The sequence below is a fragment of the Methanobrevibacter intestini genome (assembly GCF_047402955.1).
GTDB lineage: Archaea > Methanobacteriota > Methanobacteria > Methanobacteriales > Methanobacteriaceae > Methanocatella > Methanocatella intestini.
Genome location: NZ_CP187956.1, coordinates 1,900,032 through 1,920,339, shown reverse-complemented (window position 1 = coordinate 1,920,339; position 20,308 = coordinate 1,900,032). Strand labels below are relative to the sequence as shown.

At 29.7% G+C, this 20,308-nt stretch carries 19 protein-coding genes; 6 read left to right on the top strand and 13 right to left on the bottom strand.

Features of this window, described 5'->3' with window-relative positions:
* Positions 1-50: 50 nt before the first annotated feature.
* Genes ACMC9J_RS09045 through metG form a run of 3 tightly spaced genes read right to left on the bottom strand, consistent with a single transcriptional unit; the run spans position 51 to position 4,111 of the window.
* Positions 51-521, bottom strand: coding sequence for a hypothetical protein (locus tag ACMC9J_RS09045; protein WP_094516459.1), 471 nt, complete (start codon positions 519-521; stop codon positions 51-53).
* A 5-nt stretch (positions 522-526) separates the two neighbouring features.
* Positions 527-2,104 (bottom strand): DUF530 domain-containing protein, encoded by a 1,578-nt coding sequence (locus ACMC9J_RS09040; RefSeq protein ID WP_427003279.1) that lies wholly within the window; start codon positions 2,102-2,104, stop codon positions 527-529.
* A 24-nt stretch (positions 2,105-2,128) separates the two neighbouring features.
* On the bottom strand, positions 2,129-4,111 hold the full coding sequence (gene metG / locus ACMC9J_RS09035) for a methionine--tRNA ligase (RefSeq protein WP_427003278.1): 1,983 nt from the start codon (positions 4,109-4,111) through the stop codon (positions 2,129-2,131).
* A gap of 282 nt (positions 4,112-4,393) precedes the next feature.
* Here metG and ACMC9J_RS09030 point away from each other — a divergent pair, with 282 nt between their 5' ends.
* Positions 4,394-4,957 carry a zinc ribbon domain-containing protein gene (locus ACMC9J_RS09030; protein WP_303999098.1) on the top strand — a complete coding sequence of 188 codons (564 nt, stop codon included), beginning with the start codon at positions 4,394-4,396 and terminating at the stop codon, positions 4,955-4,957.
* Here the strand turns inward: ACMC9J_RS09030 and ACMC9J_RS09025 are convergent.
* Both ACMC9J_RS09025 and ACMC9J_RS09020 read right to left on the bottom strand, forming a co-directional pair.
* Positions 4,954-6,582 carry a hypothetical protein gene (locus ACMC9J_RS09025; RefSeq protein WP_427003277.1) on the bottom strand — a complete coding sequence of 543 codons (1,629 nt, stop codon included), beginning with the start codon at positions 6,580-6,582 and terminating at the stop codon, positions 4,954-4,956. The genes ACMC9J_RS09030 and ACMC9J_RS09025 overlap by 4 nt on opposite strands.
* A gap of 95 nt (positions 6,583-6,677) precedes the next feature.
* Entirely contained in the window at positions 6,678-8,294 is a 1,617-nt protein-coding gene (locus ACMC9J_RS09020) for an exonuclease SbcC (protein ID WP_427003276.1), read from the bottom strand.
* A gap of 129 nt (positions 8,295-8,423) precedes the next feature.
* Here ACMC9J_RS09020 and priL point away from each other — a divergent pair, with 129 nt between their 5' ends.
* Entirely contained in the window at positions 8,424-9,749 is a 1,326-nt protein-coding gene (gene priL, locus ACMC9J_RS09015) for a DNA primase large subunit PriL (protein ID WP_427003275.1), read from the top strand.
* On the opposite strand, the gene ACMC9J_RS09010 is transcribed toward priL, so the two are convergent.
* The gene (locus tag ACMC9J_RS09010) at positions 9,746-10,264 is read right to left on the bottom strand and encodes a hypothetical protein (RefSeq protein ID WP_019264006.1); all 519 of its coding nucleotides are present in this window, start codon (positions 10,262-10,264) and stop codon (positions 9,746-9,748) included. The two genes, priL and ACMC9J_RS09010, sit on opposite strands and share 4 nt — an antisense overlap.
* 101 nt (positions 10,265-10,365) lie before the next feature.
* On the opposite strand from ACMC9J_RS09010, the gene priS reads away from it, so the two are divergent.
* Complete coding sequence (priS, locus tag ACMC9J_RS09005; protein WP_019266128.1) at positions 10,366-11,340, top strand: DNA primase catalytic subunit PriS; 975 nt, start codon at positions 10,366-10,368, stop codon at positions 11,338-11,340.
* A gap of 5 nt (positions 11,341-11,345) precedes the next feature.
* On the top strand, positions 11,346-11,603 hold the full coding sequence (locus ACMC9J_RS09000) for a hypothetical protein (RefSeq protein WP_019264009.1): 258 nt from the start codon (positions 11,346-11,348) through the stop codon (positions 11,601-11,603).
* On the opposite strand, the gene ACMC9J_RS08995 is transcribed toward ACMC9J_RS09000, so the two are convergent.
* Genes ACMC9J_RS08995 through cofH form a run of 3 tightly spaced genes read right to left on the bottom strand, consistent with a single transcriptional unit; the run spans position 11,598 to position 14,081 of the window.
* Complete coding sequence (locus tag ACMC9J_RS08995) at positions 11,598-12,158, bottom strand: thymidylate kinase (protein WP_019264010.1); 561 nt, start codon at positions 12,156-12,158, stop codon at positions 11,598-11,600. The genes ACMC9J_RS09000 and ACMC9J_RS08995 overlap by 6 nt on opposite strands.
* Positions 12,159-12,161: 3 nt before the next feature.
* A complete protein-coding gene (locus ACMC9J_RS08990) occupies positions 12,162-12,830 on the bottom strand; it encodes a diacylglycerol/polyprenol kinase family protein (protein ID WP_019266130.1) in 669 nt (222 codons plus the stop codon).
* Positions 12,831-12,848: 18 nt separating this feature from the next.
* Entirely contained in the window at positions 12,849-14,081 is a 1,233-nt protein-coding gene (cofH, locus tag ACMC9J_RS08985; protein ID WP_019264012.1) for a 5-amino-6-(D-ribitylamino)uracil--L-tyrosine 4-hydroxyphenyl transferase CofH, read from the bottom strand.
* 65 nt (positions 14,082-14,146) lie between these two features.
* Here cofH and comD point away from each other — a divergent pair, with 65 nt between their 5' ends.
* Entirely contained in the window at positions 14,147-14,644 is a 498-nt protein-coding gene (gene comD / locus ACMC9J_RS08980; protein WP_019264013.1) for a sulfopyruvate decarboxylase subunit alpha, read from the top strand.
* A 4-nt stretch (positions 14,645-14,648) separates the two neighbouring features.
* A complete protein-coding gene (comE, locus tag ACMC9J_RS08975; protein WP_250416243.1) occupies positions 14,649-15,185 on the top strand; it encodes a sulfopyruvate decarboxylase subunit beta in 537 nt (178 codons plus the stop codon).
* An 11-nt stretch (positions 15,186-15,196) separates the two neighbouring features.
* On the opposite strand, the gene hdrA is transcribed toward comE, so the two are convergent.
* The 4 genes from hdrA to ACMC9J_RS08955 are packed head-to-tail and all read right to left on the bottom strand — an operon-like array spanning position 15,197 to position 20,296.
* Positions 15,197-17,503: a ferredoxin:CoB-CoM heterodisulfide reductase subunit HdrA gene (gene hdrA, locus ACMC9J_RS08970; protein ID WP_019264015.1), complete on the bottom strand. Its 2,307-nt coding sequence runs from the start codon at positions 17,501-17,503 to the stop codon at positions 15,197-15,199.
* On the bottom strand, positions 17,503-18,444 hold the full coding sequence (gene hdrB / locus ACMC9J_RS08965) for a ferredoxin:CoB-CoM heterodisulfide reductase subunit HdrB (protein ID WP_427003274.1): 942 nt from the start codon (positions 18,442-18,444) through the stop codon (positions 17,503-17,505). The genes hdrA and hdrB overlap by 1 nt, the downstream gene beginning before the upstream one ends.
* The gene (hdrC, locus tag ACMC9J_RS08960; protein WP_019264017.1) at positions 18,425-19,033 is read right to left on the bottom strand and encodes a ferredoxin:CoB-CoM heterodisulfide reductase subunit HdrC; all 609 of its coding nucleotides are present in this window, start codon (positions 19,031-19,033) and stop codon (positions 18,425-18,427) included. Before hdrC ends, hdrB begins: the two co-directional genes overlap by 20 nt.
* A 15-nt stretch (positions 19,034-19,048) precedes the next feature.
* Positions 19,049-20,296: a methanogenesis marker 16 metalloprotein gene (locus ACMC9J_RS08955; protein ID WP_427003273.1), complete on the bottom strand. Its 1,248-nt coding sequence runs from the start codon at positions 20,294-20,296 to the stop codon at positions 19,049-19,051.
* Positions 20,297-20,308 lie beyond the last annotated feature (12 nt).

The following is a 20,308-nucleotide window of genomic DNA, read 5'->3' as shown; positions in this document are numbered from 1 at the left end:
ACATTATTTATCTTCATCAAGTCCTTTCCGATTATTAAAAAATAAAATAGCTATTTATTATTTAAAATATAATAAACTGTTCTAAGAGGAATATCTAATTTTGAAGCTATATCCTTTGGTTTTAAACCTTCTTCTTTTAAAGATTTGACTTCCTCATGATCATGTTTTTTAGAATAATTACTGAATTTAATTCCCTGTTTATTTTTTCTAAGGAGATAATAAACTTTATTTTGAGAAATATCCAATAAACCTGCAATCTCCTTTGCCTTTTTACCTTTTTTAGCTAAATCCAATACATCTTTTTCCAATGATGAGTATTTAGGTTTAGCTCCCCAGTTATACTTTTTAGAAACAGTAATATCAAGCTGGTCCAAAGCATCAATATAATTCTTGGAAATCCTATTAAAAATACTGGGACAACAGGTAATCTCTTCCAGATTGGGATATTCTTCAATTAAATCCAAAATAGTTGAAGAAGTTAATCCTTTTGTTATATGTACAGAAGTAACATCCTCATCCATAAGCATCACTTCTTAATTAAATCTAAAAATTTCTTGGATTTTGCACTTTTCGGTTTTCTGATATGATTAATATTTTTAAGTTCCTTTTTAATTTTAGAATCATTAATATTTAATACATTTCCAATAGTTTCTATTTCTATATTACCATGTTCATGTATTAAACCAGCACCTAAAGCAGGATAGTTAAATAAAATATTTGAGTTTTTGGACTGTTTTTCAAACTTGAATTTTTCATATAAAATAAGATCCATATCTGGAATTGAAATTATTTTCAAGTCTGTAAACTCATTTAAAACCTTAATAACCTTTTTAAAAGTAGTCTGGAACACTTTACGTTGTTGACGGTCAAGTTCTGCTCTAATATATGGAAATGGACCATTGCTAATCTTACGGTTATTGTGTGATGTTGTTAAGTAATATCTGAAAATATCCCACATCATTAAAGTAGGAGCCATATTTTCAAATATGGTTTTTTCAATATTTTCCCTTATTTTTAAATCTCTTTTTAAAGAACGGTTGTAATTACCGAATTTATCAATGAAATGAAGCTTTTCAAATTCTTCTGTAATCTTTGACTGTCTCCAGGATTCTAACTCTCCAATATCATATTCTTCAATAAACCCTGGAATTTCATTTTCATATTTATATCGAATGGCATCATATTTGTTAATTCTTTTAAAATCAGACAGTTTCCTTTTTAAAATAGAGTCTTTAATGCTGGAAATAATGTCTTCACTATATTTAACATAACTGATAGCCAGTGCATTTCTGACATATTTATCGTCAATAATAGCTGGTTTGGTTCTGTGAAATCTTAAAACTTCAATTCTGACGTCTTTTCCGTATCTGTTCCTAACTTCCTCTTCATAATTATTGATATATTCTGAATCCAGAGTTACGTTCTTACGAATCCAACGTCCATTTTCATCTCTAAAACGGATAACTAAAGAAATAGTTTTTACAAGACCTTTACGTTCCTGTTTAAGAATATTTAATACTTTTTTAAATGAATTTCTTCCATAACCGGATAATTCACTCATTAACACTAAATAATTGCCGGACAAAGGCAAATATGGAATAATTTCCAACCTGTAGGTTGCATCCCTGTTTATTTTAAAAGAGAAATTTTCATGACTGCAGCTGCATTTTTCACCTTTAAGTCTGAACTCGCTTAGAGAATATTTCTTATAACATGAATCACATTTAAGATAACCGCATTGTTCCAAATGTCCAATTGCAATTTTATGAGCATCAATAGCTGATTTTACTCTGTCTAGAACATTTTTTTTAGCATTAGCTTTCATTCTAAACATCTGATTATGTCTACTATTTTCACTCATTTCCTCAAGTGAAACTTCAGCTATTGCTTTTGTACCATATTTATTTAAGGATGTAAAAGGAGTGGTGTATCCCTGTGCATCCATACTTTCTTTTAATTCCTGTAGATTGTTTAATCTGTCATCTAGTTTATAGTATAATCTTTTGAAATTTTCAAACTCTTCAATATTATTCAAACTAATACGGTCATTTGAAATCTCTTTGAGATATTTTTCAGCCTTTGCAACTAGAGCAGATTCTTCCATTAAAATCACTGAATTAAATTAAGATTATTGTATTCTTTCACCGACTTCACATTCATCTGGAGACAATAATGCTGCACTTTCTCCAGTTGCAAGAATCATTCCTTCAGATAAGGTTCCGAATAATTTTGCAGGTTGTAAGTTAACAACAACAGCCACTTTTCTGTCAATTAATTCTTCAGGAGCATACTGTTTTGCAAGACCTGCTACAATTTGTCTTGTTTCATCTCCAATATCTACCTGTAATTTTAATAATTTATCAGATTTTTCTATTTTTTCAGCTTCTTTTACCTGTCCAATTTTAATAACTACTTTGTCAAAATCATCAATACTAATTAAATCACTCATATTTTCATCCTCACTTTCTTTTAAGTTTTTCTGCAATTCTTCTTTTTGTTTGTTAATTACATCATCTTCAATTTTTGTAAATAACGGTTTAGCTTTATTTATTTTGTGTCCTTCAGCTAATGGGACTTTTGCATCTTTCCACTCATCAGGAGTAGACAGATTAATAATTTTAGCTATAGCATCAGCTTTATTTGGAATATAAGGTTTAAGTACATAAGCTAATGTTTTAGCCAGTTGATTTGATAAATATAAACAGTTAGCTGCTTTTTGCATATCCTCTTTAACAGCTTTCCATGGTTCCTGATCATTGAAATATTTATTACCTATTTTAGCTACTCTATAAATCTCAAGCAATCCGTCTCTAAATTCAAAATCTGAAATATACTCTCCGACAGTATCTGGAAGTTTTTCAATAGTTTCTTTGAATTTAATATCTTCTGCAGAAGGATTTTTATATTCCGGCACTTTACCGTCAAAGAATTTATGAGTAAATGTAAAGGTTCTATGTAAAAAGTTACCAATAACATCTGCCAATTCATCATTATTTCTTCTCTGGAAATCATCCCAAGAGAAATCAGTATCTTTGTTTAAAGGTGCATTTATAGTTAAGTAATATCTAAGTAAATCAGGGTCAAATTTATTAACAAAATCTGCTATCCAAACAACCCAATTTTTACTGGTAGACATTTTTTCCCCTTCCAAAGATAAAAATTCTCCAGCATATATGTTATCCGGCAATTTACAGCCATATGCCTTAAGAAGTCCCGGCCAAAAGATTGAATGATGATAAATAATATCCTTACCAATGAAATGGATTACAGTATCATTCCAATAATCTTCCCATTTAATGCCAGTTTCCCTTGACCATTGTGCAGCTGATGAGATATAACCTAAAAATGCTTCAACCCAAACATAAAGTACTTTGCCTTTAGCTTCATCAAGAGGTATAGGTATTCCCCAATCCATATCTCTTGTTAAAACCCAGTCATTTAATCCTTCTTTAAGCCAGTTTCTGGCATAATTTCTAACATTAGCCGGAAGATTTTCATTATTGTTAATATAATCTTTCAAATCATCTTCAAACTCGCTTAACTTAAAGAAATATTGGTAAGTATCCTTAATAACTGGAGTGGAACCGCAGGTTAAACATCTAGGTTCATCAAGTTCAGTAGGTTCCAAAGCCCTTCCGCATTTTTCACAGTGATCACCACGTGCTTCAGATCCACAAACAGGACATATACCTTCAACATAACGGTCAGGCAAAAACTTATTACACTTTTCACAGTACAGCTGCTGAATATCCTTTTTATAAATTAACCCCTTATTATATAATTCTAAAAAGAAATTCTGAGCAATTTCATAATGTAAATCATCAGTAGTTCTTGTAAAGTTATCTAGGGAAATATTCATTGACTCTACATCACGAACAATCATATCATGATATCTTTTAGCAATTTCAATCGGTTTTTTGTTTTCGTTATCAGCTTTAACAGCAATTGGAGTACCGTGTTCATCAGTAGCACAAACTAATAGAACATCATTATCAATCATACGATTATATCTTGCATAAATATCAGCAGGCAAGTAAGTAGAACGAATATGACCTAAATGACAGGGTCCATTTGCATAAGGAAGCGCACATGAAATAAAAATTTTAGACATTAATCTTTTCTCCTAACTTTTTTAAGCATTAATAATTTTGTCATTCATATAATATAAAATTAATATATACAAAGTCAATTTATAAATGTTTTAAAATAAGTTGAGATTAAAAATAAGATAAAATTAAGCAAAATTATGTAATTAAGTTTAAATTATTGTTACTTATGAAAAATAAAGTACTAGGTTAAGTTAACTTTTTTAAAAGAATAAAGAAACTATTTAATTAAATTAAGACATACATTATAATATTTATAAAGAAAGAATCTGTAAAGAGGTTAAAAAATGATTAAATGTCCTAAATGTGGCAATGAAGTAGATTCAGATGATGAATACTGTAAACATTGCTCACATAAATTGAAAAAGAAACCCATAACAGATAAGAAAAATATAATCATAATAGCTTTAATTATAATAATTATAGCTATAATTGGTGTTATTTGTTATTCAATGTTCACTACAGAACCTGTAAAAGTAGTGGATGTTGGAGTGGGAACTTTTAATTGCAGTAATGAATTGAATTTCACTTTAAACAAGACTGATGGTCCTTTTAAAGAATATATAGCAGATAATGGAAGATATACTGTAAAGGTATTCAATCTTTCTCAGGGAAGCTATTATTATAATTACGGATTAAGTTTAGCTAATAATGAAATTAAAACATATCCATCATCAGTTATTGATAATGTATTAATATACAATTCAACAGCTAATGTGGGAGAATATGTCGGAGAACCACGATTTATTGCAATAATTGACAATAATGATAAAAACCTGCAAATTCAAATTGTAACTCCTGAAGTGGAAGATACTGTACAAATAGCTAACAGCTTTCAATTTAAGAATTAAAAATCAAATAATGATTTTTGAGTACTCTTAAACTCAATAATTTTTCCTTTTTTTATTTTATCAACATTTTCATCCATAATAGCTACTGCTTTAGATCTAAGTTCATAATCTGTTTTTTTAACACCAACCATTTTAGAAAACCCTGGAAATTTTATATTGGCATCTTCATTAAACCACATTTTCCTAAAAAAGTACCAGAAATGACCATCTTCATCTATAAAACACCATTTTCTGTAAGTTTTTGGATTAACATTTCTAGAATTTTTAGTTAAAGCTTTTTTATTTTCCATATAATCAAAAAATGGACATATTCGCATTGTTTTAGCTAATTCATAAAATTTATTTTCAAGAGCATCTTTATTGAATTCCCATATCCCCTTATTCGTAATTTGACCAAAATTATCCTCACAAGTAAATGCACAATTAAATTCTTCCATTACATATCTGCATGGAAAATCAGTTGATTTGAAATTTTCATAATTACAACAGTAATCTTTTGACAAACAGTTTTCTTCTTTTTCTAAAGTACATAAAAATACATCATAAATATCTTCAAAGTTTACTTCTTCACCATTAACTTTAATTAATAAGCTTTTATTATCTTCCTGACTTAATATCTCCATTTCATCTTTTAACTGATTAAAATCATCAATGGTGAATTTGTCCACTTTTTTAAATTTAGGAAATTCCTGGTCGTCCAATACTTCATCATCAAAATCAAATAATTCTAATTTTATAGTATTTTCCTTAAATTTATTTATAAATCTTGATAAAATTGTATTTGGCTGATTAAAAGCAAATATTTCTACATTACAGCCCCTGGATAATAAAAAATCAATCCATAACCTTTTTTCATTATTCCATTTATTAAATTCCGGCCATTTAAAAACAAAAAGAATTTCTTCACCATTATAAGCTAAATATGGTCTAAATGAATCAAAACATTCATTGTTTGAATTTAATCTGTGCAATATGGAACATGTTTGTTTTGAAGACAATTCAGCAAAGATAAATAAAAGAATATTTATTTCAAAAAATTCTTTAATAATTCCATGCTTTTCCAATTCTACAGTCATAAATTTAATAAAATCTTCATCAAAGTATTCTACAAACATATCTAAACAAAGATATTTATTGAAATCGAATAAATCCCTATCAAATTCACATTCTTCTAAAAATGATTCTTTAACTTTTTCATCTTGTTTATCTAAAAAAACCTTTAAAAAATCATCAAACATATTTAAATGAAACAAATTCAAAAGATTGAATAAACTCTGATTACTATAATCATATTCCTCATCAATTATCTCTAAAACATCTAAAAACCTATCTTTTATTTTAGCTTTATTAAAAGAAAAAGGCAAATCAAAATCATCTGAAAAAAATGACACCAAATCAAAATATTCTTCATTTGGTTCTTCCCCAACTATATCCTCCAAAAAAAGATATTTAAATAATTCCCTCCAAAAAAAAGAATCTAAAAATACAAAATAACCAGAAGAGATATAATAATCTCTTAAAATTTTATCAGAAGTTTTGATATCATCTCCAACATTATATGCTTCAAAAATTTCATCATACTCATATTCTACAGATTTAACAGTAATATTTCCTCTATGTGTCATTATACTCACTGTAAATTATTAATTTTTTTAAACAGAAATGTTAAATCAAATATAAACTTTTTAAAAAATGAAAAATAATATTTTCAATTTAAAAATTAAAAATCAAACCGCATCTGTTCAGTATCATCCTTTTTCATACTTTTTTTCTGTTTTTTAAGTTTATCATCTAAAATAGCTACAGCTTTAGATTTAACATTTTCATCTGTTTTTTTAACACCTGCCATTTTAGAAAATCCTGGAAAATCCAAATCAGCTTCATCATTAAACCAGACTTTCCTTAAAAAGTACCAGGAATGACCATCATCATCTACAAAACACCACTGATGCATAGTTTTAGGATTGATATTTTTAAGATACTTGGTTAAAGCTTTTTTATTTGACATATAATCAAAAAACGGACATATTTTCATTGTTTTGGACAAATCCTTAAGCTTATCTCTAACTTTATCTTTATTGAATTTCCATATTCCATCATCAGTAATATGACCAAATCCGTCAGTTACATTAAAAATAGAACTGAAATATTCCTCAACATACTTACATGGAAATTTGCTGGGATTTGAATCCCCATATCTGCAGCAGTAATCTTTAGATAATCCTTTATTTTCTTTTTCTGAAGTACATAAAAATACATCATAAATATCGTCAAAGATTACTTCTTCTTCATCAAGCTTAATTACAACATTTTCATTATTTAAATTGTTTATTTCATTTTTCAGTTGTCTGAAATCATCAATCATTAATTTATCTGATTTTTCTAATTTAAAGTTCTCCTGTCCATTTTCATCCAGATTAAATAACTCCAATTTAATTTTATTTTCTTTAAATTTATTTACAAATCTGGACAATGAGTTATTGGATTTGTTAAAAGCAAAAATTTCAACATCAAAACCTGAATTTAATAAAAAATCAATCCAAAGTACTTCCAAATCATCAAAGTGTTTTTTAGATTCATCCCACATGAAAACAAAAATCATATCATGGCCATTGAAAGCTAAATATGGGTTAAAAGAGTTAAAACTTTCCTTATTTAAATTTAATCTGTTAATAATTGACAATAATTGATCTTTGGAAATTTTGGAAAAAATTGAGTTTACTACATTCATTGCAGAAAACTTTTCATTAATTCCATATTTTTCCAGTTCATCATCAATGAATTTAGAAAATTTATCACCAAAATATTTCTTGAACATGATAAAATAATCATAGCGTCTTCCTTCATTATAATATTCATCAAGATATTTAAAACCGTGAGAATGGAGAAAAGATTTTCTGACTTTTTTATTTTGTTTATTGAAAAAAACTTCCATAAAATCTTCAAATAAACTTAATTCCTTTACATTCACCATATTAAACAAAGCATGCTCATTAAGATTTGCTTGAACAGTTATTATTTGAGAAAAAATATCAATTCTTTCCTGAATATCTTTAATATTACATGAGAATGGAATCATATCTTCATAAAATCTAGAATAAAGGTTTTCAAAATCAGTTTTGGAAAATTCCCTGCCAGTTATATCCTCCCAATAAATACAATCAAACAGACTTTTCCAAAAAGAGCTATTTAAAAAAGTATAATAACCAGAATAAGTATAATAATCAGCTAAAATCTGAACATCATTTTTAATGTCGCCATCAACATCATAAGCCTCATAAACTTCATCATATTCACATTCAAATGACTGAAATGTTAAATTACCTCTACATACCATATATACTACCCTTAAAAATCTTAATTATTATTTTAATAATCAGTAATATTAACAATTTTCTATTAAAAAAGCAATAATGACCTTAAAAATAAGATAATTTTTTAAAACATGAAATAAAATATAAAAAACATGGTTGAAGTTTCATTTATTAATCCATTGTCCAGTGAAGGAAGACAAATTGTTAAAGAGTACGGAGACTTAAATAAACTCTTTGATGAAGACGAAACACTCGTAAATGAAATAATACATACTGCAAATCAGAAAATATCCGACGATTCCTTAATTCCTAAATCATATAAAGATTTAGCTATAAAAAGAATACAATGGGCAATTGAGAAAAAAAACAATAAAAATTATGCTCAAAGTGAATTTGAGTACTTAACAAATAGTAATTTATACAGACAGGATGTTGTAACATTCCATATATTATGTCAGGCTATAGCCATTCAGTTTAATGTAACTTCAAGAGAAACCAGACTTTTTATTGAATCTCAAGGAAAAATAATTGAAGAAAGACTTGCTAAAATTCCTCCAGGAAGCAGAAGTGAAATCATCGATGACATCTTAAGAGATATCAAAACTGACGGATCAATTCAATGGAAATCCCTAAAAGATGTAATAGCTTCTAAAAGATTATCCTTAACTGATTTACTAATTAATCATGGAAATATTATTCTAGAAGAAGATGAATTTTTAGAGGAATATTCTGATGAATTTACTGATAGAAACCCCGACAGGATGTATAATATACTGGTCGGAAATAATATTAAGGAATTAATTCTCTCCAGACTTATTATGCAAAAAACAGAGGAATACATCAAAAGAATCAAAGAAATGTCTTCCAGAATTGAACTCCATCCAGCCATTACTGAAATCGGAGAGGAATTAAAAGAATTTATTCCAGAAGAAATCAGCAAATACAACACTTTCTATGCAGGCAGCGGCGGTATTTACGGTACTGTTAAAGGTGGAAAATTACTTAGAGAAGCATTTCCCCCATGTATCAGAAATACTATTGAAGGAGTTTCCTCTGGCGGACGTAATGATGCTATTGTATTATTATTAACTTCCTTTGCATCATATGCCAGATTATATCCAAGAATATTTGCAAGTGATGAAAGCATTAAAGTATCTGATATTGATCCTGATTTATCAATAACAGAAAATGAAATATTGCCATTGATTTATGAAGCTGCAGATAACTGTTCACCACCGTTATTTGATGATCAGCCTCAAGAAAAAATCAACATCATATCAAAATTAGGCTTTGGTATGCACAGTGAAGTTGACATCAGTCATGAAGGGGAAACCAAATGGTATACTCCAATGAGCTGTGAAAAAATTAAAATTCATTTACCTCAGTTATGTAAACCTGACAGCTCATGCAAGGGAATTAATAATCCCCTATCATGTTATGGGCGTAAAAAATATCAAATTGATAATAAAAAAGATTAAAAATCATTATCCATCTGTTTAAACGGATTATAATCATCCATAATAACATCATAATATTTATTTAAAATTTTTGATTCCCATTGATTGTAGTTGCTCTGTTCATTTTTTTCAAATTTATAAGCTAAAAGACCAATTTTACGTTCATTTTCATCAATACCCTTTTTTTGACAAAAATCAGAAACAATATCCGGAGTGTATTCACAAACTTCATCATCTTTAAATTCCAGGTATTCTTCATACTCCTGAGGTGAAAACAGCTCTTCAACTTCAATGGGATCTTCTTCCCAATCAATAGAATACAGTTCTATATAAACAGTATCAACAAGAGGCAACTGATTTAATTCTATCCCCAAACCATATATTTTTCCATTTTCAAGGTTTAAAATAGTATGCCCTGTTCTTTGGCAAGGATACCATTCTTTATAAGCATGTTTAACAATATCTTCAGGGGTTAAAGTGGATAAAACTGTTTTTAAATGTTCAACACCAATTACTTCTCTTACTTCATCATTCATAATATGAATTATAGTTAAATTTATTATATAATACTGTGCATTTGCACACCATAACTATTATTAAATACTTTAAAATAATAATCATAATATATCTGATTATTATGTTTTCTAAAGCTACACTTAAAGAAAGAAGGCAGTATTACCGTGAGGAATGGTCCACTAAAGACTTGCCTGACTTTATTCTTAAAGATTTAAAGAAAAGAGAGTTTGGTTTTGACCATAATGGAAAAGGACCTAATGATAGATATAAAGTATTTAGAGGCAGAGAGTCTTTAAAGAAATTTTTAAGATATAAAGCTCCTTTTGCAGCTTATATCTCTGTAGCTTTCTATAATAATCCAAGAAGAAGGGAAGACTGGCAGAAAGCAGAATATATTTTTGATGTTGATGCTAAAGATATTCCAATCAGAACCTGTCAGTGTGACGGTGTTTGTGAAGTCTGTTTGGGACAGGCTTTAGAAATTGTCAATTCATTAATTGATACACTTCAAGACGATTTAGGTTTAAATAATATTCATTTAGTTTACTCAGGAAGAGGATATCATATTAGAATTCTTGATGAAGAAATGATGACTTCCGGAAGCGAATTACGATCAGAAGTTTTAAAATATGCAGCCGGTGCAGAAGTTCCTAAATCCAACTTTTTTAATCCTGACATATCCAATAAAAGCTTTAATTTTGAACATTTCAGCATTCCTATCGGATACTCAAAAATTTTTACTGATAAATTAAAATATAATATTCAGCATTTAGTAGGTAATGAGGAATTAGATGAAATCAATCCCAAACTAATGAAAGACATTATAAAATACAGACATCATTTAGATAATGATAACTGGGGATATTTTAAAAGAGATATCGGCCCTAGAAGATATAAAAATTTAACAGAAGCTATGGCAAGAGTTAATTTATCTACAATTGATGCTAAAGTATCTATTGATTTAAAAAGAATATTAAGGCTCCCATCATCACTTCATTCTAAAGTAAGTATGAAATGTATGGAAGTTAAAAATAGGGAAACATTTGACCCACTGCAAGATGCTGTTCCTAAATTTGTTGAAGAAAGAGGAGAATAAGTTTTATGGATAAAGTATTAAAAGATATCTTTCGTAAAAATCCTTATTTTAAGGAAATAAATGAAAATAGTTTTATACCACAATACAGCGAATTAATAATCAATGGAGTGGTACTTCATAAAGTAAATTGGATTATATTTATGGATAAAGAGCTTTTATTTATGAATGAAGACAATCAAAATATTCCTATCAGTTCAATTAACTTAGAAAACCTTAATTCTATAATGATTCACACCATTGAAGGAATAAAAGAAGTATTATAGTTTTTCTTTTATTTCATTATTAACTTCAGCTACACTATTGTCTGCATTTATAATATTCCATTCATAAGTAACTTTTTTTGACTTAAATCTGGCTTTTTTAAGTTCTTCCATATTTTCAAACATTTCAGTATCTTCACTACGATTATCAATTCTTTTTAAAGATTCTTCAGGACTTACATCCAGGAAAAACATATACTCTGATGTTGGAAGAATAAATGAAACAAATTTATAAATAATTACATTAATAACATTTGGAAGATAAACAACTGCCATAATATATCTTGAAAAGATTAAAACATCAATATTATCATTATAATAATATTTGCGAAGAGATCTGATTGCATCTAATCCAAAATAAACTGTAGCTTTTAAATGATTAATTTTACCAGTTTTTAAAAGTGCTTCCTTTGATTTTATACCATATTTATTATCCTTACATGGGTGAGAACGTACAACAACATTTTTTCCCTGTTTTTCATACATTTCAGCCAGCAATTTAACCTGTGTGTCTTTTCCGGCACCGTCCAAACCGTCTATAACTATGAATTTGTCCATAAATCACACCATTAAAATATAATATAAAACAGCACTAACAGATGAAACACTTAAATTATCCAAACCTTTTGGAGTAACAGCTTCACAAACGGTAGCTATTAAACTTATGAATACCACAAATGCAAAATTATAATTTGGAATGTTATAGCCAATTGCACCATAAACTAAAAATACAGCACTGCACATTATACAAACCATTATAAACATGGTAATTGAGCCTTCCACAGATTTTACATCACCTGTTAAGTTAAAATGATGTTTTCCATATTTTTGACCTATTAAAGATGCAAAACCGTCTCCATAAACCATAGCTCCAATAGCTACTCCTACTATCCATAATTTATCAGGAAGTAAAAATATTAAAAATGTCCATATTCCTGCATAGTAAACTAAACCTAAAGCATGACCTGCATCTGTAACTCCGCTTTTAATTTTAATTGGAGAATATTTAGTCAATAAAAATGCAGCTATTGTAATCGGAAGTGTTAAAAACCATACCATCGTATAAGGGTCATTGAAAAAAGGCATTACGAAAATGCAATTTCCTACCATAATATGAACAAAACGGCGGGAAAATGAAGGTTTATCTTTTAAAAACTTCTCTGAAATAACAAAAATTATGATAACATAAATATATACTAAAACCAATAATCCTATATCTGTCATATTCATGTTATCCCTTTTAAAACTTTATTTTGATACTATTTTCACATCAGAACTTTTAGATTCAATTGGATAAAATTCTGTGTATTTTGAATTTCTCTCGATAGGATTCCTACCTAAATCCTTAACCATATTACTTAAAGTATCAATAGATGCTTCAACTCCATCTGGCGCTCCGGAAGCTTCAGACAATTCATCTCCTCCTAAAGTTCCACCTAAATCATTTGCTCCAGCTGTTAAAGATACCTGTGCAAATCTGAAACCCATTTTTACCCAGGATACCTGAATATTTGGAATTAAATCTTTAAGCATTAATCTAGCTACTGCATATAATTTTAAATCTTCAGTACCTGTAGCTCCTAAGTTTTGCTGACCTTCTAAAAAGATTGGAGAATACTCATGCATAAATGTCATTGGAATAAATTCTGTAAAACCATGAGTTTCCTGTTGAATTTTTCTGATAATGTCAATATGTTCTACACGTTCTTCAGGAGTTTCTACATGCCCATACATAATTGTAGCTGAACCTGAAATTCCAACTTCATGAGCTGTTTTTACAATATCAATCCATTCCTGTGTTGTTACCTTTTCAGGACAAATCAATTCTCTGGATCTGTCAGTTAAGATTTCTGCAGCAGTTCCAGGTAATGTATCCAAACCTGCACTTTTAAGCCTTTCAAATGCTTCTGCAACACTTATGCCTGATACAACACTTGCATCTTTAATCATAGTTGGTGAAAAACCATGAATTAAAGTATTCGGAAATTCCCCTTTTAATAATTGAAGCAAATGTTCATAATATTCAACATCTGCATCAGGTAAAACTCCTCCCATGACACAAAACTCATGTGCTCCTTTGTCAACAGCACCCTGAGCCTTTTTTAATATAGCTTCATCATCTAAAATATAGGCATCAGGGTCATCTGCATCTTTACCAAATGCACAGAAACCACATCTTACAGTACAGATATTTGTGAAGTTAATATTACAATTATTAATAAATGTAACGTTGTTTCCAACAATTTCTTGCCTGAGATAATCAGCAGTTGCAAGTAAAGGATACAAGTCAGACCCTTTAATATTTATTAAATAGTTTGCATCTTCAACAGAAATTGGTTCATCAAGAGAATTAGTTAAAATCTTTTCTGTTTTAGAAGATATAGGTAGTTTATCAAACATAAAATAATATAATAACTTAATTAAATAAATATCTTTCCATATGAAAATTAAACATAATAAAAATATAGTAAGTTCATTCAATATTTTATCCAAAATAATTATATAATTGAACAATACAACATTACATATTAAAAACTATAAAGAGGATGAATATGAATAGTACTGAAGCTATTTATAACGGATTAAAAGATGCTGAAATTGATTTTGTTGTTAGTGTTCCTTGTGTTAACTTAAGTAAACTATTGGAAATGGTTGATGAAGATGAAGAAATCATGCATGTTCCAGTTACAAGAGAAGAAGAAGGAATAGGCATTTGTGCAGGAGCATATATGGGCGGTCGCAAACCTGCCATATTAATGCAAAATTCAGGACTTGGAAACTCTATTAATGCACTTAAATCATTAACAGAGTTATATAAATTTCCATTAGTAATAATCATTAGCCATAGAGGAACTGAAGGTGAAACTATCTGTGGACAAATACCAATGGGAGAATCCACACCAAGATTATTAAATGCTATGGATTTCCATTTCTTTGAACCAACCAATCCTGAAACAGCATATGAAGATGTTAAAAATGCATGGAAATTGTCTATTGAAGAAGGCAAACCTGTATCTGTATTATTAGAAATTAAATATTGGTGATTTGATGAAAAGAAGAAATGCAATTGCAAAAATAATGGGTGCAATCGATAATGAATTAGTATTATGCAATATCGGATTTCCTTCAAGAGAATTATACGACATAGATGATAGAAATGAAAACTTTTACATGATTGGTTCTATGGGACTTGTTTCCTCAATAGGTCTCGGTCTTGCACTGGCTAAACCTAATAAAAAGATTGTTATTATAGACGGTGACGGATCATTTTTAATGAATTTAGGATCAGTAATTACTATTTTTGCTCAAAATCCGTGTAATTTAACATGGATTGTTATTAATAATGAAGCATATGGTTCAACAGGAAATCAGGAAACTTATGCAAAACATTTAGACCTAAAAGAAATGGCTAAAAGTGTTGGTATCAAAAACTGTTACAATTATGAAGAAATAGACTTAAAAGAAATAATAAACAACAATGAATGTAACTTTATCTGCTTCAATACAGAACCTGGAAATTCATCAGCACCAATTATCGATTTAACACCAATAGAAATTAAAAAAAGGTTTATGAAAAGTATATAAATTAAATGAATCTATTCAGACTCATTTAATTCCTTAATTTTCTTATCAAAATCATTTAACTTATTTGCCAATCCGGAATAATATGGAATATAAACTTTTGAGAATGTTATTCTATCCGGATTTTGATTAACTTCACTAATTCTTTCTTTGACTTTTTCTATTTTCCTTTCAACTTCATCATACATTAAATCTCCAGGGAATTCACCAATGAATATTCCGTCAGCACCATTTTCAAGAGCATGTTTAATATGACGAGGTCTTACACGATTTACAGAAAGTACTTTAATAATATGAATAGATTCAGGATAGGATAACCTGTTAACTCCAATATTATCTGCTGCAGTATAACCTATATTATCAAGGAAAACTAAAATCATACGTTCTCCAGGTGCTTTTTTAGCTAATACCCCATCAATTGTAGCTTTTATCTTTTCATCAATATTACCATTAACTGTAATCGCAAACTGCTTACATCCGACTAAACATTTTCCACATCCAGTACAGCTCATTGGGTCAATGTAGATTTTATCATCCTGAATGCTCATTGATTTGAATTTACAGCGTTCAACACATTCACCACATACAATACATTTTTCTTCATCAATTTCTGCAATGAATGGTTCAATTTCTATTCCACCATAATTATACTCAGATACTTTAGAAGCAGCTGCAGTAGCTTGCATAATTGATTCTGTAATATCTTTTGGGTCCTGTGCTGTTCCACAAACAAAAGTTCCCTGAATATCAGTTGTTACAGGTTTGATTTTTGGATGTGCCTCTTTAATGAATTCATCTTCAGTAGTGCCGACATTCAGGATTTTTGCAATCTCCTTAGTACCTTCAGAAGGTTCCATAGCTGTAGATAATACAACCATATCCGCTTCAATTTCTGAAAATTCCCTTTTAAGAGTGTCTTCAACACGAACAATAAAGTTACCATTTCTTTTAACAACTTCTCCAGGTCTTCCACGTATGAATCTTACTCCATTGGCCTGAGTATGTTTATAATACTTTTCATACATGCTTGGAGTTCTCATATCTGTATAACAGATAACAACATCTGTTTCAGGATGTTTGTGTTTTATAATATTTGCATTTTTCAAAGCAACACTGCAACATACCTTGGAACAATACAAATGCCCGTCCGGTTTTTCATCTCTGGATCCAACACACTGTATCATGACCACTCTTTTTGGAACTTCCCCATTTGATTTTACTAATTTACCTTTAGTCGGACCGTTTACTCCTGTAATACGACCTAATTCACTTTGAGTTATAACATCGTCGTATCTTGAATATCCATATTCTGGTCTTAAGTCCGGATCAAAGAGTTTGTGTCCAGTAGCTATAATAATAGAACCTACAGAAACAGGAATCTTTTCAGGTTTTACTTTAAAACGAATAGCATTCATACTGCATTGTCTTTTACAATCTCCACACCTGTCACAATGTTCCATATCTACAACATATGCTTCAGGATAGGACTGTCCAAAAGGACGATAAATAGCTTTTCTATTAGATAATCCGTCATTCCAATCATCGGGAACTTCCACTTCACAAACTTCCGCACAGTTTCCGCATGCAATACATTTTTCTGTATCTACATATCTTGGAGATTTCTCAACAATCAGATTATAAGTTCCTGCTCTTCTTTCTGCTTCAACGACCTTTGCATTTGTTATAATCTCAATATTTTCATTCCAAACAACTTCATTCAATATAGGATTTAACAGACACATTCCACATTCTTCAGCTATTTTTACAGGAGAGAAAACTTTTCCTATTTTAGCCATGTGTCCTCCGATAGATGGAGACTGCTCTATAATAGTTACTTTTGTTCCCTGTTTAGCTAGTGACAATGCAGCATTCATACCCGCTATTCCACCACCAATCACTGCTACTTCACTTGGTGTTTGACAGTAAATCGGATTAACGGCATCTGATTTTTTTACTTTTTCTATAGAAGCATTAATAAGAGTTATAGCTTTTTTAGTTGCTTTATCATTATCTTTATGAACCCATGAACATTGTTCACGAATATTTGCCATGTCCATCAAATAAGGATTTAACGGTTGAACATAATCCTGAAAAGTTTTTTCATGACTTATTGGAGAACATGCTGCAATTACAACACGGTCCAAATGATGTTCAAAAATTGCATCCCTAATGATTTTTCTCCCATTTAAAGAACATAAATTTACAAACTGTTCTACAACTTCCACATTTAGCGAATCTTTAACTTTTTGAATATCTACAGTATCTGAAATATTTCCTCCGCATTCACAGATGAAAACTCCCACTTTTAAATCTTCAGGCATTAGTCAACCTCCCTTAAATCCTTAATGACTGAATCTACTGGTACAGTATGTGCTTTTACACCTATAACCTTATTAAAGTCACCACCCATTGCAATAGCCACAAACTGAGCTACGTTTAAATGAATAGTATTAAATTCTTCACCACATTTTTCAGATATTAAGTTCTGATATCTGTCAAACTGAACATGACAATTCGGACATAAATGAACTAAAATTTCCACGCCGTCATCTTTTATGGAGTGCAATTTATCTTCAGTTACCTCCATAGAAATGTCTTTATTGGAGTATCTCTGTCTGAATCCGCTTCCACAGGTTTGACGTTTATGATCATACCATCCAATTGTTTTACATCCGCATGCTTCTATTATGTCATCAATGATATTAGGATCCCTTACTCCACCTATTGTATCATCATAATGAACTTTACAATAATGGCAGCCATGATGAGTAGCTATTGTATAATCACTTAAGTCATATTTAATATTTTTAGAGATTTCATCACGTTTGCTATATAAGATATCCACTACATGAAAAATATTTTTAGATGAATCAACATCACCCTTTTCATATTTTAGATTTTTCAAATCTGATTTATCAAAAACATCATTTACCTTATCTCTAACATTATCTTTTTTATTTAAAATATTAGCTACTTTTTTATTAATTGCATAGCATGTTGCACACATCATTACTAGATTTGGCCTGTTTAAATTACTTGCTACTTTAAAGTTGCGTGCTCCAATAGCTGTTGTTGTAAACTGGTCAAAAACATCAGAGTAATGTCCAAGACCTGTACAGCAGGTTTGTTTATCTGAAATCTCATAATCTATGCCAATTTTATCAAAAACAAATTTGGTAGATGATTCTATTCCAGGATATTCAACACTTACAAGACAACTTTTAAACAAAAGAATATTCTTATCAGGAACCTGTTTCATCATTACCCCCCTTTGATTTTCTTATTTTATCCATTCTATCTTTAAAGCCCGTGTTAGTTAAAATTAAAGAAACTTCATCAACAACTTCCTGAGGTGGTGAAACAGGACCTAAACCTAATTCATCTCTAATTTCATTTAAATGCTGTCTAAAGTCCCACCAGCCTTCTACATCTTCGCTGATTTCTTCATAAAAATTAGATGGGATTGCACCAATAGCTGCATTAAAGTAGCTATCTGCAAATCCTAAATAATCATATAACTGTTCATATGCAATTCCTTTTGATATGGCAAATTGCTTAATAATCTGATTAACTTCACAGACACTGTTTCCAACAGGACATGTACTATGACATGTATAACAATAAAAGCATTTCCATAAATCTTCATCTTCCAGAAGCGTTTCATCTCCTTCAAAGACTCTCTCCATTATTTCACGAGGATTATAATTAGAATGACGTGCTGCAGGACATGTTGATGTACACATTCCACACTGAACACATTTTAAAACACCTTCATCTTTTGAACTTTTAATATCTTCTTTTATAGCTTCAGCAAAATCAAGAGGTGTTTCATTGATTTTTTGAGTATGCATATTTCATAACCTCGATTATAATTTAAATTCCTGATTTTTAATCATTTTCTTCAATTTTAAAGATAATTTATTAGCTCTTAAGGCATCTGACTGCCTGCAAATAATTGGAACATTATGTTTTTTGCCTTCTATTTCCAAATCAATATTACCCGCATCCATTGTAAAGCTATTGTTTTTACAATAATGTACACACATTCCACAACCAAAACACTTAGATAAATCCAGTTTTTTATTTTTAAAAGCATTTGTCGGACATACTTCCTCAACTGTACAAATATCACAATTACAGTTATCTGAGACATATTTTGGTCTTAGCTCATGGTTATCCCACATTGCACCATAGTTAGTTTGTGTTAAAGGTAAATGACGGCCTTTAATATCAGCTACAGTTAACGGAATATCACTATTTTTAATTAATAAATTATTGTATATTTCTTCGTTTAAAACTGGAATTGGAATAGCCAGTGTATCATAAACTTCTCCGCCTTCACCTGTTTTAAATCCTCCAACATAATTTGCTTCCATATCTTTAAGATTTCCTGAAACCATTAAATTTGGTTTTTCAGGTGAACTTCTTGTTCCTTGCCCTAAAACAATAGCTTCAGCACCATTTAATAATACTCTAGTTCCATTCCCAATTATTAAATTATTCGGATCATTTTGAAGTGGATTTAAATCTCCACATCCTGAAAATGTCAATCCTTTCAAGTTTCCTTCCAGAGGAATAGCTGAAAATATTGATGAAACAGGTTCAGCAGATGGATTTACAAATGCAGTGTAATTCTTAAACGCCATACGTGTTCCAATCATTTGTGCTCTTGTAATTTCATCAATGTTTGTTGTTGATTCTATAATATCCCCATTAATTGCTTCAACTTTAATGTCAATATCTTTTCCTTCAAGAATATCTTTCAGTAAGAATCCTCCACCATATGATGGGTCTTCTAGTGATTTTGAAGTTCCATGAAGAATTAAATCTACAGAACCTAACCATTCATTAGGACATGGGCCGATATTTGCCGGAACACCATTTAAATAAATGTTTTTTGCCCTCATAAATACTCCTGGCTTTGATACTGTAAAGTTAAAGATAGCTGCAGTACCGCTCATAACTCCACATGTTCCAGTAGTTACTACATCCACTTCTTCAAAGCATGGAGCATTATCTTCTTTTATAAGTTTTTTGAACTCTTCTGCTGTGTATATGTTGGCTTCATTATTTTCAATTTTTTTATTAATCTGGTCAATTGTTCTCTCTTTCAAGTTAAATACCTT